This window comes from Paenibacillus sp. 2003, assembly GCF_031455635.1.
In the GTDB taxonomy this organism is placed as follows: Bacteria; Bacillota; Bacilli; order Paenibacillales; family Paenibacillaceae; genus Paenibacillus; species Paenibacillus amylolyticus_B.
Window position 1 is genome coordinate 891,599 of sequence record NZ_JAVDTB010000001.1, and the last position, 16,018, is coordinate 907,616.

Annotated in this window: 14 protein-coding genes; 12 read left to right on the plus strand and 2 right to left on the minus strand. The window is 47.0% G+C overall.

Annotated features, from left to right (window positions below; all coding sequences use genetic code 11):
- Positions 1–2: 2 nt before the first annotated feature.
- Positions 3–1,001 carry a YpdA family putative bacillithiol disulfide reductase gene (locus J2X75_RS04170; protein WP_017689082.1) on the minus strand — a complete coding sequence of 333 codons (999 nt, stop codon included), beginning with the start codon at positions 999–1,001 and terminating at the stop codon, positions 3–5.
- Between the two features lie 178 nt (positions 1,002–1,179).
- On the opposite strand from J2X75_RS04170, the gene J2X75_RS04175 reads away from it, so the two are divergent.
- From J2X75_RS04175 to J2X75_RS04200, 6 genes are all read left to right on the plus strand, one after another.
- Positions 1,180–1,773 (plus strand): DUF2087 domain-containing protein, encoded by a 594-nt coding sequence (locus J2X75_RS04175; RefSeq protein ID WP_310336638.1) that lies wholly within the window; start codon positions 1,180–1,182, stop codon positions 1,771–1,773.
- A gap of 533 nt (positions 1,774–2,306) precedes the next feature.
- Positions 2,307–3,332 (plus strand): ribosome small subunit-dependent GTPase A, encoded by a 1,026-nt coding sequence (gene rsgA, locus J2X75_RS04180; RefSeq protein WP_397383484.1) that lies wholly within the window; start codon positions 2,307–2,309, stop codon positions 3,330–3,332.
- Between the two features lie 56 nt (positions 3,333–3,388).
- Positions 3,389–3,727 (plus strand): L,D-transpeptidase, encoded by a 339-nt coding sequence (locus tag J2X75_RS04185; protein WP_076318547.1) that lies wholly within the window; start codon positions 3,389–3,391, stop codon positions 3,725–3,727.
- Between the two features lie 320 nt (positions 3,728–4,047).
- A complete protein-coding gene (locus J2X75_RS04190; RefSeq protein ID WP_310336640.1) occupies positions 4,048–4,587 on the plus strand; it encodes a GNAT family N-acetyltransferase in 540 nt (179 codons plus the stop codon).
- Positions 4,588–4,754: 167 nt separating this feature from the next.
- On the plus strand, positions 4,755–6,230 hold the full coding sequence (locus tag J2X75_RS04195) for an aldehyde dehydrogenase family protein (RefSeq protein WP_310334465.1): 1,476 nt from the start codon (positions 4,755–4,757) through the stop codon (positions 6,228–6,230).
- Positions 6,231–6,475: 245 nt separating this feature from the next.
- Positions 6,476–6,628, plus strand: a complete 153-nt coding sequence (locus tag J2X75_RS04200) for a hypothetical protein (RefSeq protein WP_164783094.1) — start codon at positions 6,476–6,478, stop codon at positions 6,626–6,628.
- Positions 6,629–6,750: 122 nt separating this feature from the next.
- Here J2X75_RS04200 and J2X75_RS04205 read toward each other — a convergent pair whose 3' ends face one another.
- Positions 6,751–6,990, minus strand: coding sequence for a hypothetical protein (locus J2X75_RS04205; RefSeq protein WP_074094612.1), 240 nt, complete (start codon positions 6,988–6,990; stop codon positions 6,751–6,753).
- Between the two features lie 422 nt (positions 6,991–7,412).
- Here J2X75_RS04205 and J2X75_RS04210 point away from each other — a divergent pair, with 422 nt between their 5' ends.
- The 6 genes from J2X75_RS04210 (at position 7,413) to J2X75_RS04235 (ending at position 15,890) form a co-directional block, all read left to right on the plus strand.
- Positions 7,413–7,733: a hypothetical protein gene (locus tag J2X75_RS04210; RefSeq protein ID WP_074094613.1), complete on the plus strand. Its 321-nt coding sequence runs from the start codon at positions 7,413–7,415 to the stop codon at positions 7,731–7,733.
- A gap of 54 nt (positions 7,734–7,787) precedes the next feature.
- On the plus strand, positions 7,788–11,792 hold the full coding sequence (essC, locus tag J2X75_RS04215) for a type VII secretion protein EssC (protein ID WP_310334469.1): 4,005 nt from the start codon (positions 7,788–7,790) through the stop codon (positions 11,790–11,792).
- A 16-nt stretch (positions 11,793–11,808) separates the two neighbouring features.
- Positions 11,809–12,639, plus strand: coding sequence for a hypothetical protein (locus J2X75_RS04220; protein ID WP_091017195.1), 831 nt, complete (start codon positions 11,809–11,811; stop codon positions 12,637–12,639).
- A 6-nt stretch (positions 12,640–12,645) separates the two neighbouring features.
- Positions 12,646–13,194, plus strand: a complete 549-nt coding sequence (locus J2X75_RS04225) for a WXG100 family type VII secretion target (RefSeq protein ID WP_017689072.1) — start codon at positions 12,646–12,648, stop codon at positions 13,192–13,194.
- A 186-nt stretch (positions 13,195–13,380) separates the two neighbouring features.
- Positions 13,381–13,656, plus strand: coding sequence for a WXG100 family type VII secretion target (locus tag J2X75_RS04230; protein ID WP_017689071.1), 276 nt, complete (start codon positions 13,381–13,383; stop codon positions 13,654–13,656).
- A gap of 158 nt (positions 13,657–13,814) precedes the next feature.
- Complete coding sequence (locus J2X75_RS04235; RefSeq protein ID WP_310334474.1) at positions 13,815–15,890, plus strand: protein kinase family protein; 2,076 nt, start codon at positions 13,815–13,817, stop codon at positions 15,888–15,890.
- The last annotated feature ends 128 nt before the right edge of the window (positions 15,891–16,018 follow it).

Sequence of the window (16,018 nt, forward strand, 5' to 3'; positions counted from 1 at the left end):
TTTCATTTCCCTTCGGTCTGTCCACGTTGTTTGCTAACGATATGTTCCGCAATGTAACGTCCATGCCAGCGCCCGGATTCAATAAAAACTTCATTGGCATTACGACCCGAAGCGATGACTCCGCCCACATATACACCAGGTACGCTGCTTTCCATCGTTTGTGCATCATATAGAGGTTTATCCATATCATCAGACATCTCCACACCTACCGACGTGAGTAGTTGACGATCCGGACGGAAACCGGTCATGGCCAGTACGAAGTCATTATCCAGTTCCCGAGTGGAACCATCCGTGTGTATCAGACGAATCGAATCATCCAGTATTTCATTCACGCGTGATTCCAAGTGGAGTGTGATACGCCCTTTTGTCACCATGCTCTCGAATAGCGGACGTACCCATGGTTTAATATGCTGGGACAGACCACTGCCGCGATAAACCATATCAATATGCGCTCCGACCCGAACCAGTTCCATGGCCGCATCCACGGCTGAGTTGCTTCCGCCAATAATGGCGACACGTGTACGGGTATAAGGGTGGGCTTCCCGGAAGTAGTGGGTTACTTTATCTTTATCTTCTCCAGGAATGCCCAGATAGTTAGGATGGTCAAAATAACCGGTAGCTACAACTACATTACGTCCAACATGTACGATGGCCTCCCCGCGGCGATTGAGCGTATGTACCTCAAACGTACCATCATCCTTGCGTTTAATTTCACGGGCTTCCTCATAGTTATGAACACGCAGACCAAAATGTTCGGCTACCCTGCGATAATAGGCAAGTGCTTCATAACGAAACGGTTTATCATTAGGTGTGCTGAACGGAACGTTTCCGATCTCAAGCAGCTCGGCTGTGCTGAAAAACTGCATATGGGTTGGATACAGATAAATAGATTGAACGATATTGTATTTCTCAACGATCACAGCGGACAGTCCCAGCCGCTCACATTCAATGGCAGCAGACAGACCGCATGGGCCTCCGCCGATAATAATGACATCTTCCATGTTCTTAATCCTCCTTATTTCAAGCAATATAATCCTACCGTAAATAACGAGCCAATGCCAGTTCAAGCGTGAGTTTAAATTAGACAAGCTTACTTGAATCCAAAGGAGTTGACGTGGAGAGGAGAAAAGAATAATATCAAATTAGATATATATCTAAACGAAAGCGAGATGAACGATGATGCAGCTGGAGAAAATTGTGGCTTATCATAAAGCGTTGGCTGATCCGACCCGGCTTCGCATGCTGCTGTTGTTGGCACAGGGTGAACTGCACGGACAGGCACTTGCCGAGCGGCTGAATCTGTCACAACCAACCGTGACACATCATGCATCCAAGCTGAGAGAGGCGGCGCTGATCAAGGAACGACGAGAGAAAAATACAGTGTATTTCACACTCAATCCTTCGTTTATCCGCGAGAATGCACAGGCTTCGGTTGATTTTATCTTTAAGCGAGAGGAGGTTGCGGATATGAGTGATGTGAATGAAACATTGAAAGCGTCTGTCATGAGAAATTTTTTCTCCAAAGATGGACGACTGCGTCAGATTCCGGCTCAATACAAGAAAAAACTGATTGTACTTGGTCATCTGGTCGAGCAGCTTGAATTTGGTCGGAAGTATACGGAGAAAGAAATCAATATATTTATAAAGCAATACCATGAAGACTTTGCCACGATTCGGCGGGAATTTATCATGCATCAGTTCATGTATCGGGAAGAGGAGATCTATGAATTGAATCCGAAGGAAATGTGGACACGCTGGGATCAGGTCAAATAGAGTAGGCTGGTGGTAAAAATAGTTTGGGCTTGACAACTGTAAAGCTCAGTGTGTAACATAATGGATAATTCTACAAGGGAGGCGATTGTTTATGACAAACTTAAATGCAGTATACGTTAATTTGAATATGAACAGCGTCTCCGGAACGGATCAAAGCATGTAATTTTGCGTTAGCTGGATAGCAGTATCCATTGTAACGTGAAGTATCGCATGCTCAGATGAAGCCACGGGTGACGCACCCGTGGCTTTTTTGTTTGCCGATAAAAGGGTGTTCCTGAATTGTTTATAGCGGAGGGTTAAGTATTCTATCCGGTAGATCTACAAGAAGGGATGATCTTTGATTCGGCTAACTACTTATTGCCGCGGGTGTATTTTACTCGTGGTTTTTTGTTTTGATCTGAACCGGAGATGATTGTTCACTCGGTTTGAACGAAGTAAACAAACTTATTTTGGGAGGAATTTTTATTTTAGATAACCATATTGAGAAGTACGGCTGGTCTGCAAAGTGGCAGGAACTGTGGCAAGAGACAGGGATGGAAGAGCAGGAGAAAAAGCCAGCCAGAATTATCGCAGACCATGGACATCTGCAACGTCTGATTACAGAAGAGGGCGAATGCTGGGGAAGAATTTCGGGCCGAATGCGTCATGATAGTCTGGAGACCAGCTTGGTACCGGCGGTTGGAGATTGGGTGGCAATTACAGGTCAGGCAGGTGAAGAAGCAATTATTCACAATCTGGTGCCACGTCGGAGCAGGGTATCGAGACAGGCGGCAGGTCCAGTGACCAAGGAACAATTAATCGCCGCAAACGTAGATACACTGTTAATCGTGGCTGCACTTAATCATGATTTCAACCTTAGACGACTCGAAAGATACGTGCTGATGGCCTGGAATGGTGGCGTAAGGCCAGTCATTGTTCTGAGCAAAAGTGATCTGTGCAACAATGTGGAAGAACAGATCCGAAGTGTAGAGGGAATTGCTCCAGGTGTTGAAGTGTTTGCGATATCTGCAGTGGAGGGTCAAGGGAAATCCTTGCTGGAACGATATTTGCAGCCAGGGCTGACTGTTGCGCTCACAGGATCATCTGGCAGTGGCAAGTCTACGCTGGTGAACTGGATGATGGGTGAGGATGTGCAGCTTACGCAATCCGTCCGCGAGGGAGACAGCCGTGGGAGACATACGACAACACACCGGGAGATGTTTGTACTTCCACAGGGAGCCGTATTGATCGATACTCCAGGTATGCGTGAGCTTAATCTCTGGGATGAGGGCAATGAGGGGCTGTCGCAGGCGTTTGGAGAAATTGAAGAACTTGCCGCCACGTGCAGATTTCTGGATTGCAGTCATACACGGGAAGCTGGATGTGCAGTGAAAGAGGCCATACAGGATGGTTCATTGGATGAAAAAAGACTGAATAATTATCTGAAAATGCAGAAGGAATTGCAATATCAGCAACGCAAGGAAGAAGTGGCATCCAGAAGGCGTACCGCTTCCAGCAAACCGGCCAATAGTCGCAAACCCAAGCACTCCCGTAGTGTGAAAGAGTGGGAGGAAGCCTGAAATCAGGCGGGCATCATCCGGTATCTTGCATAAGATAGGTCAGGAGGGATGTCATTATGCCAGATTACAGGATTATTGTAGATCTGTCTGACCACATGTTATATCTTCTGGATGGCAATCAGGTGATTAAGGGTTATCCCGTAGCCACCGGCAAGATGCTCACACAGACTCCAAACGGGGAGTTCACTATTATTAACAAACAATCCAATCCAGGTGGGCCATTTGGCGTCTTGTGGATGGGACTGTCTGCTCCCCATTATGGCATACACGGAACCAATGAGCCTTGGTCTATTGGCAAATCCGTCTCCCATGGTTGTATACGCATGTACAACTCGGATGTACTGGATCTGTCTTCCAAGGTATCCGTAGGCACTAGAGTAACGATCCGGCCGTAGGGCCGGATTTTACTTTATAAGAGGTAGTTCAAAAAGTCCACTTTTGATTACGAATCATGCCTAGCGGCATCATCAGCATCGAATATGAAATTCAGCCGAAATGTCCGTTGCTCACGTAGCTCTATCTACGCTCCGCTACTCCATTTCTAGCTTCATTCCATCTTCTCGGTACTGAAAACCAGACTTTTTGAACACGCATTATAAGGTCAAGAGTAACCGGGTAGCAAATAAGTTCATAATGGATGAATTTGGAATTATAGAAAGAAGAACATATAATATGGTAAAGTTGCGGCAGTTACGAGAGAAAGTGAGTGATAGCTATGCTGATCAGGCGGGCGCGTGAAGGGGATGCGCAAGGGATAGCCCATGTACATACGGAGAGTTGGAAAACAACGTATCGGGGAATTGTGCCTGACGATTTTTTGGATCATTTGACTATAGAATCAAGATTGTCCCAGTGGGAGAAGACCATTCGTTCTGGCGAAAAGGATCAGATCCTGGTGGTAGCTGAACAGGATCATGGGAACATTGTCGGATTTGCTTGTGGGGGTAAGGAGCGAGAAGGCAAATTACCTTATGATGGAGAGTTGTACGCTATATATTTGCTGAAGGAAGTGCAACAAACGGGGATAGGTCAGCAACTCGCGACACATGTCGTTCATCATCTGCAAACCCACAATATGAAACGTTTGATCATATGGGCTTTGGAGCGTAATTCAGCTTGCCGCTTCTATGAAAAGATGGGAGGCACTCCAGTCCAGACACAGTCCCTCCGTATTGGTGGTCAAGATCTGATCGAAGTTGGCTATGGATGGGAAGACTTGAGCCTCTTTGGAGAGAATCGCCTGCCTGACAGATGAAAGACGTGCAGGGGCGGCAAAATACAGTGGAGTGTGTTGTTTCCTTAAGCTTAAGGAATGGAAGGTGAATTCAGATCTACACGTTTGCGTAATTCTGAACAAGGTTAATGAAGTATTACACCGTTATGCAGGTGTGACATTTAATCTTGATCAGGAGGCGTATTCACATGACTTTAATGGACACTGAACATACAACATGGACGAAACAATATATTAATGGCAAATGGGTAAATGGCTCCGGTGAGAAAACAATGGAGAATATCAATCCTTATACGGGAGAAGTTACTGCCACATGGCGCTCTTCCAATAAGAAAGACATAGATAAGGCTTATGAGTCAGCTCAGAAAAATTCGATGGAATGGGCGAAGTCATTACCTGCTGCGAAAGAAGAGGTATTGCGTAAAGTTTCATCCCTGATGGCAGAGCGAAAAGAGGAGATCATTCAACTGTTGATCACGGAATCCGGGAGTACCCGAATCAAATCGGAGGCGGAGTTTGCAGCGGCTAAACGCATTGTGGATGAAGCAGCATCTTTTCCTTATCGCATGAAGGGTGAGATTATTCCATCCAATACTCCTGGCAAAGAGAACCGTGTGGTTCGTGAGCCGAAGGGAGTGATTGGTGTTATCGGGCCATGGAACTTCCCTCTGCATCTATGCCTTCGATCCGTAGCTCCAGCGATTGCTCTTGGTAATGGTGTGGTGATTAAACCAGCATCGGACACTCCGATTACGGCAGGTTGGCTCATTGCCGATTTGTTTGAACAAGCTGGTCTGCCTGAGGGCGTGCTGAATGTCGTTGCCGGAAGTGGCAGCGAGATCGGGGATTACTTTGTCGCTCATCCGGTTCCAAAAGTAATTTCATTTACGGGTTCCACAGAAGTTGGACAGGGGATCGGTAAACTGGCGGGTGAACATTTAAAAGAAACAGCACTGGAACTAGGCGGCAACAACGCCATGGTTGTGCTGGAAGATGCGGACATTGAACGTGCTGCCGAAGCGGCGGTCTTTGGCAAGTTTCTGCATCAGGGACAGATCTGCATGGCGCTGAATCGTATCATTGTGCATGCCGATATATACGACCAATTCGTCGAATCATTTGTTGCCAAAACGAAGAATGTCCAGGCAGGTGATCCGGCGGATGTCAAAACACTCGTGGGTCCTCTCATTCGGGAAAAAGAGGTAGATCGATTGCTGGAGCTTGTGAACAAAAGCAAGGCCGAAGGGGCACGGTTATTGCTCGGGGGGAACAGTAAAGGCAGCGTGCTGTCTCCTACTGTACTTGCCGATGTTAAACCTGAACAGGATATCGTGGAGCAGGAATTGTTTGGCCCAGTAGCAGTGATCATGAAGGCTCATGATGAGCAGGAAGCTGTACGTTTGGCGAATGATACTCCTTATGGACTTAGTGGTTCCGTATTCACCAAAGATCTGAATCGAGGATATCAGGTTGCCCAGCGCATTGAATCGGGTATGGTGCATGTAAATGATCAGTCTGTGAACGATGAAGCGCATGTGATGTTTGGCGGTGAAAAAGCTTCAGGGATTGGACGTTTCGGTGGTGATTGGGCCATTGAGAAGTTTACACGTACTCGTTGGATCAGCATTCAGCACCAATATCGGGAATATCCGGGAGTGAAATAAGTCGAAAAAGAGTGAACTAACAGGGGCATTTATGAATGAATAGAATGGGTAACAAAAAGATCGACAAATCATGCGAAAGTCCGTCTCCAGCTTGGTGGAACGGGCTTTTTGCACAATTTTACACCTCAGCAAAATACGGCTTAATATAAGAACGGAAAAGCTGTTTGGGGCTTACGCTATCTGGTTATTTATGGATACACGGAAGAATCGATCCGTAAATCCAATGGCAAAGGGGCTTTAATTTCATGTCCATTGACCGCTTTATTCTGAGGAAACTGAATACCTGTCAGGAAGAACATACACGTGCCAATTTGGTTCGGCTGTTTGTCATTCGTATTCGTAAAGCCGAGATTGCGGAAGAACATGATGCCGCCTATGTCCTGAGCAAACTGCACTGAGTGATGGCCGATAATGATTGTGATCCGCTGTTAGCGTGTATACAACTCAAAAAAGGAAGCTTGTCTATAACGACAGCTTCCTTTTTCATGTCTTGTAATAAATGTGTCTTGGTTGACTCCTTTTAATATAAGGATAAAGCAAGGGAGTCGTTTTCACTTCGACTGTGGAGAATGGCTTCTCCATTAACAATCTCAATACTAATTAAAGAATGCAGACATTTTTGAATGGCGCGTTTACCGTTGCTAATTTTATGCTCAAGAGCACTGCTAAGCAATCTTAATGTCTTCTGCATAGGTTGTTTGTTTTCTTGATTAAAATATACAGGGATTGATTTGTTTTGAAAGGTTATTAGGGTTCTCACTTGAAATCACCTCACGGTTGTTATTTCATACAGCTAATATTAAATTCCAATGCTTAAAATTACCTTAAAATCAGCTTATGAAAACATAAAGGTGGGTAATGTTTGAAAAGTGTTCACAATTCAATTGTGAGCGAAGGAATAAAAGTCCTGAAAAACGTAACTTAATTACCATTAAAATGGAACGAAAAACGAAAATTTTCGTATCCTCGCAATATTTAATTGCATACCTGCCACGAAAGTTCTGAGTCGAATGTACGATATTTTAATATATACGTGGGTCATATGTAACAAAATTACAGGTGGTACATTGCAAACAGGGTGTTTATGTAAGAAAATAGGGTTGATATAACGATTCATTCTCTTTTTTTTGATTTATTCTGACATTAGGACAATTTACATATGAGACCATGGGAGGGATTCGGATGATTCTAACCGTGTATTCCGGCCGCGAGGAAGGAGAATGGTTCGACATCGATGTTCCGGACGAATGTACCATTGAACATTTGAAGACATTACTCGGCGTTCGCATTTTTGGACAGGCACCGGGAGACGGCATTCAGTACATCCTTGAAGCCAAGTTTCCGGAAGGTCTGTGGTTCTCTCCACAGAACGCACAGCAGTTAATGGAAACAGGGCTGCGACAAGGCAGTTGCGTACGTGTCCAGCGGGCTTTTTCAACGACTTCGGAAGAAGCGCCTGTATACGGAAGACGTTCATTGTTTCAACAGGACAGCAACGAATAGGGCTTTTGAACGTATACATTCATTATTGAACGAACTAAAGGAGGTCTTCTCTTCGTGAATGTGTTATATCAGCGTTCTCCAAGAATGACACCGGTTCTCAAGGAAGAGAGACTCGAAATACTCAGGCCTCCAACAGAACCGAGCAAACCCACGTTTTCCATGATATCCATTATTGTGCCGATCATGATGACCATGGTTAGCATTGGTTTCTACGTATATATCAATATGACCGGCAAAATGGGCAACAGCAATTATATGATGTTTCAGATGATGACGGTCATGATGATGCTTACTTCTTACACCATTCCATTCTTCGTGTATCTGAGCAACAAGAAATCATATCGCAAAAAATTGGAAGAACGAAAAACAATGTATCTTGCCCAATTGGACAAACACCGGGAAGAACTGAAGGAAGCTCAGGCGGAGCAAGTGAAGAGCCTGTACGAAATTCATGGTGATCCGGGTGTGTGTCTTCAAGTGGTGAAGAACCGGAACAGTTCCTTGTGGGAGCGTTCACCAGAGGATGATGATTTCCTTCAGGTACGCATTGGTACGGGAGAGATTCCATTCCGCATCAAACTTCAGGTTCCGCGGATTGATGGTTACGAGAAGGATGAGCTGATTGAAGCGGCCCATGAACTTGCGGCTGAATTCCAGACGGTACCGGAGGCTTCCATTACATTGCCTTTGTTCCAATCGAAGGTTATGGGACTTGTCGGCGATCGGGAGGAAGTGCTTGCTTCCCTGCGAGTCATCATCTCACAACTGACGGTACGCCATTCCCCGGATGAACTGAAGCTTGCTGCTTTCTATGAAGAAAAGGACAGCAAGGAATGGGACTGGCTTCGCTGGATGCCCCATATCTGGGATGAAGACCAAGGACAACGCTATATGGCCGACAGGCACAGCGGTGCGCATCAATTGGCGGACAGCTTGTTTTCCGTGTTGAACCGGCGCCGTAACAATAAGGAAGACCGTTATAAGAAAAGCGTACAAACGCCGTGTTACGTTGTGATTCTCTCCGATACGCAATTGATTGAAGAAGAACCGTTACTTCCGCTGCTGTTGGAGTCGGCTCAGGACATTGATGTATGCACCATCATACTGGCTAATCGCAAGGAGTCTCTACCGATGCATTGTCAGTTGATTATGGATGCCTCCAAAGGCAAAGGGGTGTATATCAAAAAAACGGAAGATGCGGATGTTATTCAACAAACGTACAAGCCTGATGTGATCTCAAAGGAAATGGCAGAGGCGCTTTCCCGTTATATGTCACCGATCCGGTTAAAACGGTCATCTGCATCAGATATCCCGCAAGTGCTTCCGTTATTCGATATGCTGAGTACATCACGCGTGGAAGATCTGGATGTGGTGTCCAGGTGGGGACAGACGAGATATCCTGACACGCTGCCCGTACCCATGGGTGTACGAGCTGGCGGCAAAAAAATAGCGATAAATCTGCATGACAAAATTGAACGTCAGGGTCATGGTCCACATGGTCTGATTGCAGGTACAACCGGTTCAGGTAAAAGTGAAGTTATCCAGTCCATCGTAGCTTCACTCGCTGCTGAATTCCATCCACATGATCTGGCCTTCATGCTGATTGACTATAAAGGTGGCGGGATGTCCAATACATTTGTTGATCTGCCACATGTGGTAGGGACGATCACCAATCTGGATGGGAATCTGATCGAGCGGGCGAATATCTCACTTCGTGCCGAACTGGTCAGAAGGCAAAAAATATTAAATGATGCGGGAAACCTCCAGCATATTGATGAATATTACAAGATTCTGCGTTCCAGACATGAACAGCCTCTGCCACATCTGGTTATTATCATTGACGAGTTTGCTCAATTGAAGCGGGACCAGCCGGAGTTCATGGATGAATTGATCAGTATCGCGGCCATTGGCCGGACACTTGGGGTTCATCTAATTCTGGCAACCCAAAAGCCGGCTGGTGTTGTGGACGATAAAATATGGAGTAATTCGCGCTTCCGGATCTGCCTTCGCGTACAGAGTGAGGGAGATAGCAGGGACATGATCAAGATTCCAAATGCTGCCTGGATTACAAAGCCTGGTCGTGGATATTTCCAGGTTGGTAGTGATGAAGTGTTTGAAGAAATGCAATTCGCCTGGAGTGGTGCACCTTATAACCAGCAAGAGGATTCAACAACGGTATTGCCTGTTATGGAAGTGCGCCTGAACGGTAAGCGGGAGCCTCTGTTAACTGGAGAGCGCAGAGCCGTTCTCAAAGGTGAAGATGTTCCGAAACAGCTTCAGGTATTTATTGATTATGTTGCGCAGTCTGCAGCGGATGCGGGTATCCGTCGTTTGCCAGGCCCATGGTTGCCACCTCTACCAGAGACACTGGAATGGGAAAGTCTTCAGGAATGGCAGGAAGAAGAGAAACGGGATCTGCTGCTTGATGGCGGGGCGAGTGGTCTGAAACCACTGGTTGGTTTGCTGGATGATCTCCCTAATCAGCGCCAACAGCCGCTCGCATTGCCTGTGGATCAAGGCCATTTGGTCGTGTACGGCATGCCAGGACTGGGCAAAACAACATTTGTTCAGACCTTGCTTATGTCTCTGGCCCGTTCCCACAGAACTGAGCCTTGGCATGGTTACATTATCGACATGGGTCGCATGATGAAGGACTTTGCAGCACTACCTCAGATCGGTGGCGTGATGATGGCTGAAGAGGAAGACCGGATCAAGCGGTTATTCCGCTATATTCTCAAGCTGTCAGCACAACGCAAAGATATCATCTCGGAGGCGGGTGTTAAAACGATTTCGGCGTACCGCCGTTCAGCTCACGCGGCAGTCCCGCAGGTTGTGGTCGTCATTGATGGTTATCTTTCATTCCGCAATGCCTATCCGGAAGAAAATGAACTTCTGGAGACGATCCTGCGTGAAGGCGGAAGTCTGGGTATCACCTTTGTGCTTACTGCGAATCGGGTAACCGATGTATTTGAAAAATTCAGAAGTAATATTCCCAATGCGGTTTCATTTGAGTTATCCGATCCAAGCGATTATTATTATGCCGTGGGGAGACCTTCCAAGGCACCAAGCCAACTTCCGCCAGGAAGAGGTCTGGTCAAAGGGCAAGTGCCTCCATTAATGTTCCAGGCGGCATTACCTTCTTCAGGGGAAGATGAGGGCAAGCGTTCATCGGCACTGCGCCGTACGATTGCTGAGATTCGCCAAGGCTGGACAGGGGAAGAAGCGCCGCAGATTGCTCCACTTCCGGAAGAGATCAAACTGAAAGATCTGCTCATTCGGACAGGATCATATGGTCAGGCTTGGGATACATCGTCTGTAACTGTCCCTGTGGGATTGCTTACGGATGATCTGGAACCATTCGAGCTTAATCTGCGTGAAGGTCCGCATTTCATGGTAACGAGTCCGATGGAAGGCGGCAAAACGACATTTTTATTGACATGGATGTTATCACTGGCTTATCATGCTTCTCCGGAAGATGTGCAAATATACACAGTAGATATGCGTTATGGCTCAGGTGGGCTGGGGGAAATCAGCAGTTTGTCCCATGTCCGTGGACATGTATCGCGAGAAGAACAGCTTGCACCTGTCATTCAACAGTTGTACGATGAAGTTCTGAAAAGAGGCGAGATTTCCGGTGGACCGGAACTTGTGCTCGTCATCGACGATGCGGACACCTTGTCCAAGCAGCTAAACGATTTTAATGTAAAAGATCAATTGGGAGCGATTGTTCGTCAAGGAAGGGATCGCGGTGTACACGTGATTCTATCCGGGGTTCCGGCAGACTTCCCGACCTTCGGTTCTGACTGGGTAACGGATGTGAAGGCTTCCCAGAGCGGAATGCTGTTCGGGACTTTAGACCCTAACGATCTTTCGTTCTTCCGTATACCTTATTCCGAATCTGGAGGTAGTTCAGGTGGGCTGAAGGTACTGCCTCCGGGTCAAGGTTATTATGTAAAACGTAAATATTCCAGGGTTAAAGGTGCAGTTCCATGTGATGACAGCTGGAAAATGACCGATTGGATTTCTGAAATTCGTGACCGATGGCATGTTGTAGTTTGAGGGGAGGTGGCTCATAATGTTGACGGTTCATGATTCTAAGCAAAAGGTAGTCACGTTGCAAACAAAGGAACTTTTTTTCCTGGCTGGTATTCTCGGTTCAGACCGACTGCTTGGTGTGGAAGATCCGTTTCGCGGCTATATGGCTGAGGATATCGCGAGGGAGTGGGAGCGGGTCAAAACCTCCCTGCTTGACAAAGGATATCTGATTCGGGATCAGGATACCGATGAGCTGATCATGACACCGACCGTTTTCTCCAGGGTAGCCATTGCCGGATTGTCCGACAGAGCTTGTTGGATTCGCTACACGATCAACGGCAAGTCGTATGAGAGTTATATACATTGCACGGATGAGCGGGTCGTTGAAGTTTCCCGTGTTGACGACGTACCGGACTCGTTCCGGCTCAGTGATCTGGGAAGTGTTCGTGAAGCCATCGATGTTCTGATAGAGCGGATGAAATGGAGCGGCCATTCTCCTGCTGAGAAACCGGCCCTTATGTGCTCCAAGAAAAAATTTTATGATGTCATGAATGAGCTCGAAAACAGCGGAGTACAGACCGTAGCAGCGGAACTCGAACAGGAGACAAGTGATCCTGAGGGCTCACTTGCACTGGCACGCTGTCTGGTGGGTAAGGAGTCAGACGGGGAGCTCAGGTTGCTTGTATGGAATGAAGACGGGTGGAAGTCGCAGTCGGCAGCATTTGCTGCAAGTGCGGTATCCAACTGGTTGTTCCGGATGAGCACTGCGGCTTCAGATGATTGGCTTGTTGCAGCACTAACGACTAGAGAACAGTTTCACGAGATGCTGCTGGACTGGCTTAAACAGCCTGCAGGGGAAGAGGAAAGGTGATGGTAAATGCGCATTCGTGTGGAACCGGATGTGCTTCGGGCACTGAGCAAGCAGATTCAGTATGCAGCGGAGCAAATACAGCAAAAGATGACAGTGTTGGATCAGGCGATTCATTCGCTGGAGTGGGAGGTTGAATCCCGTGCAGCGGTGATGAATGAATGGAATCACAGTAAACGACTGGGCGAGGATGCGCTGCGTCGATTAATGGACTTAAGCGTACAGCTGGGACGCAAAGCGTTGTTATTCCAGCAGGCAGACATGGAGTATCGTTCCGTGCTGAGTCATGTGAACACAGCCTATGGTAATGCGGTCAATATGCTGAATGTTCTTCAGAACAATCGTACAGGAGAAATCATGCCTGCACATTCTGCAACTGTAGCTGTAGTATCCGATCCCCTTTCCGCAATGGCGGCCGTATATCGTGTTCAGGATGCCGCTCCGCCTGATGGCTCCCCGGCTACACTGGTGCAGGCTATGCAGCCTGAGCCTGTAGCATGGAGATTCACAGATCCTTCCTTTCGGGGAAGAAGAGGGACCGAGCCTGTGGTTTCCTGAACAGCATGAATAAAAGTGACAGCAGAAAGTGAATATTTTTTTGTAAATAGGCTGTTAGGAGAAGTTTCAAGTGCTGAAAATGGGGTAAATAGGATTAGGTCCTTCGGCTTTTGTCCGATTGATCCTGGTATAGTACAATTTGAATAAGTAAAAATTTAATTGCACAAACCAAGGAGGAATTTACAAATGGCAGGACGTATTTTAGTTACCCCAGAGCAGCTTGATCAGGTTTCCAATCAATTTAAACAAAGCGGTGAGCAAAGTCAGCAAATCGTATCTACATTGACTCAATCCATCACAAGCATGGAAGGACAATGGGAAGGTATGACAAAACAACGCTTCTTCCAGGAGTTCCAAGAAGCTAGCAAACAAATGCAATCATTCGTTCAAACGCTGAACAGCATCAGCGCTGAACTTACAGCTATTGCTAACAAATTCCGTACAGCTGACCAAGCTCGTTAATCTGCTTTACATAGATCAGGCCGATGTGAAGTCTGAATTCGTCCTGAGTTATAGGTGGATAGCAAGCTGAAGATGTACAACTACAGCAAAAACCGGGCGTTGTCACAACACCCGGTTTTTGCTGCAACTATGACACTAGGACAGAGAGAGGGATAAGCATGTCTTTTCAACCAAATCCCGGGGATGAAGTGGTGATTAACGACATTGCCTATACGATTGGGCAACATCCGGCTGCGCCGGGTCTGGCTTATGCCCAAGCCGGAAGGCAGGGGATTGTTTATCAGTTGATACCCCGTAATGGTTCCATTCATGGGGCTAAAGCACTAAAAGTATTTTTTCCTAAATTCCGTATTCCGGCTATGGTATATCAGTCTGAGCATATGGAGTCTTATAGTGAACTGCCAGGTTTGCAGGTATGCAAGCGTGATGTGCTCACTCCGGAAAGAAACGGAGCGCTCATTGGAAAACATCCCGATCTGTTATATGCGGTGTTGATGCCATGGGTGCAAGGTCAGACCTGGTTCGATGTGATCAGTGATCAGAGACAGTTGACGGCTGAGGAGAGCCTGAAGCTGGCTAGAGCGCTTGCAGGAACGGGTTCGGCTATGGAACAACGTGGACTGGCTCACTGTGATATGTCCGCTCCCAATGTAATGATTCCGTTTTTTTCCGAAGTGGAGAACCTGGGGAAGACGTCTGCGGTAGAACTTGTGGATGTCGAGCAGATGTACGGTTCCAAGATGGATCGTCCGGATGCCTTGCTTGCCGGGTCACCCGGTTATGCAGCCCATCGAACAGTGCACAGCGGTTTGTGGAGTTCATATGCTGACCGATTTGCCGGAGCTGTTATCATTGCTGAAATGTTAAGTTGGTCGGACCCTGTGATTGTAGAGAAAGCGTGGGGCGAAAGTTATTTTGACCAGCATGAAATGCAAACGGTGAGTGAACGGTATTATGCGATGCGGGAGTCCCTTGAGAAGCGTTGGGGTTCCAAACTGTCAGATCTGTTCATTCGAGCTTGGGAAAGTCACGATCTGAGCAGCTGTCCGACGTTTGGTGAGTGGTATGTTGCATTGGCTGCGGTAGACGTGGATCAGGCCAATGCGGCGGCTGCTGCGACATCGGAAGAAGAAGCTGCCAATCCGTCGGAAGCTGATGTGAATCTGAAAAAGAGCTCAGAACCAGTAAGTGAACCGGTGAATACGCAAGACGGGAACCGTCCCCAAACGCCGCACTCTCCCGATCAGGAAGCGGTTGTGAACCGTCTGTTCCTGCAAGCAAGAGCCCTGGAGGATGAAGATAAACCGGCTGCAGCACTGGAAGTGTACCGCTCGCTTTATCATTTTATTCCTCATAACAGCGCGATGCAGATGGAAGTGGAGGCTGCAATCAAGGAACTGGATGCCAAGCTTAATCCAAAAGAAGACACAGACAAACCTGTACCTGTGCCATTCTACAGATCCAAAAAGTTCATGATATCCTCCGCTGTGCTTATTGTATTGCTGGCAGGTGGCGTGCCAACGGTCAAAATACTCGCCGATCAGGCAGAGGTGAAACAGAAAGAACAGCAGGAAGCCACACGACTGGCAGATATCAAAGCTGCGGAAGAGGCTGAAGCAGCAAAGGCAGCTGCGCTCAAACAGCAGGAAGAACAAGAGAAGCAAAAGGCCGCAGATGCTGCAAAACTGGACGCAGAGGAAAAGAAAAAGCTCGCTGAAGCCAAGCAGAAGGCAGCTGATGCAAAGAAAAAAGAAGAAGAACGTAAGGCGTTACAGGCCAAATACGACAAACAGGCGAAATATGAGGCCTTTCTGGTGAAGCAGGAGCAGCAGAAGAAAGAAGCCGCTAAGAGAGCGCAGCAGGAGAAGTACGATAAACAGGCAAAATATGAAGCTTATCTGGTCTGGAAAAAAGAGAATGATGCCAAGCTTGCAAAACAGGAAGCGGAGCGTAAAGCGGCAGCTGAAGTTAAACGTCAACAGGAGATTGCTCAGAAAGCAGCTCTGAAGAAAAAACGTGCCCAGAATGTGGTCACGCTGATTGCTCATTACAATAAGACGTATAACGCGCAAAAAGGCAGAAAAATTGAAAATGCGGAAGCATATGCCCGTGATTTCAAAAATCTTTACAATACCGATGCTTCCTATTTCAAAGGTGTCGGCAAAGTGGCGGCTCGAATGAGTGCCATTAACAAATTCCTGAGCAACAACAGCTACACGTTGCCCAACTTATAGTACGTGTTCAAAAAGGACGGTTTTCAGTACCGAGAAGATGGGATGAAGCTAGAAATGGAGTAGCGGAGCGTAGGGAGAACTACGTGAGCAACGGACATTTCGGCTGAATTTCATATTCGATGCTGATG

What these genes read in the sequence shown, in the direction of transcription:
- J2X75_RS04210 (WP_074094613.1), top strand. Translation starts at nt 7,413, where the DNA reads ATGATTCTAACCGTGTATTCCGGCCGCGAGGAAGGAGAATGGTTCGAC.
- J2X75_RS04200 (WP_164783094.1), top strand. Translation starts at nt 6,476, where the DNA reads ATGTCCATTGACCGCTTTATTCTGAGGAAACTGAATACCTGTCAGGAA.
- J2X75_RS04190 (WP_310336640.1), top strand. Translation starts at nt 4,048, where the DNA reads ATGCTGATCAGGCGGGCGCGTGAAGGGGATGCGCAAGGGATAGCCCAT.
- J2X75_RS04175 (WP_310336638.1), top strand. Translation starts at nt 1,180, where the DNA reads ATGCAGCTGGAGAAAATTGTGGCTTATCATAAAGCGTTGGCTGATCCG.
- J2X75_RS04220 (WP_091017195.1), top strand. Translation starts at nt 11,809, where the DNA reads ATGTTGACGGTTCATGATTCTAAGCAAAAGGTAGTCACGTTGCAAACA.
- J2X75_RS04195 (WP_310334465.1), top strand. Translation starts at nt 4,755, where the DNA reads ATGACTTTAATGGACACTGAACATACAACATGGACGAAACAATATATT.
- J2X75_RS04185 (WP_076318547.1), top strand. Translation starts at nt 3,389, where the DNA reads ATGCCAGATTACAGGATTATTGTAGATCTGTCTGACCACATGTTATAT.
- J2X75_RS04170 (WP_017689082.1), bottom strand. Translation starts at nt 1,001, where the DNA reads ATGGAAGATGTCATTATTATCGGCGGAGGCCCATGCGGTCTGTCTGCT.
- rsgA (WP_397383484.1), top strand. Translation starts at nt 2,307, where the DNA reads ATGGAAGAGCAGGAGAAAAAGCCAGCCAGAATTATCGCAGACCATGGA.
- J2X75_RS04235 (WP_310334474.1), top strand. Translation starts at nt 13,815, where the DNA reads ATGTCTTTTCAACCAAATCCCGGGGATGAAGTGGTGATTAACGACATT.
- J2X75_RS04230 (WP_017689071.1), top strand. Translation starts at nt 13,381, where the DNA reads ATGGCAGGACGTATTTTAGTTACCCCAGAGCAGCTTGATCAGGTTTCC.
- J2X75_RS04225 (WP_017689072.1), top strand. Translation starts at nt 12,646, where the DNA reads ATGCGCATTCGTGTGGAACCGGATGTGCTTCGGGCACTGAGCAAGCAG.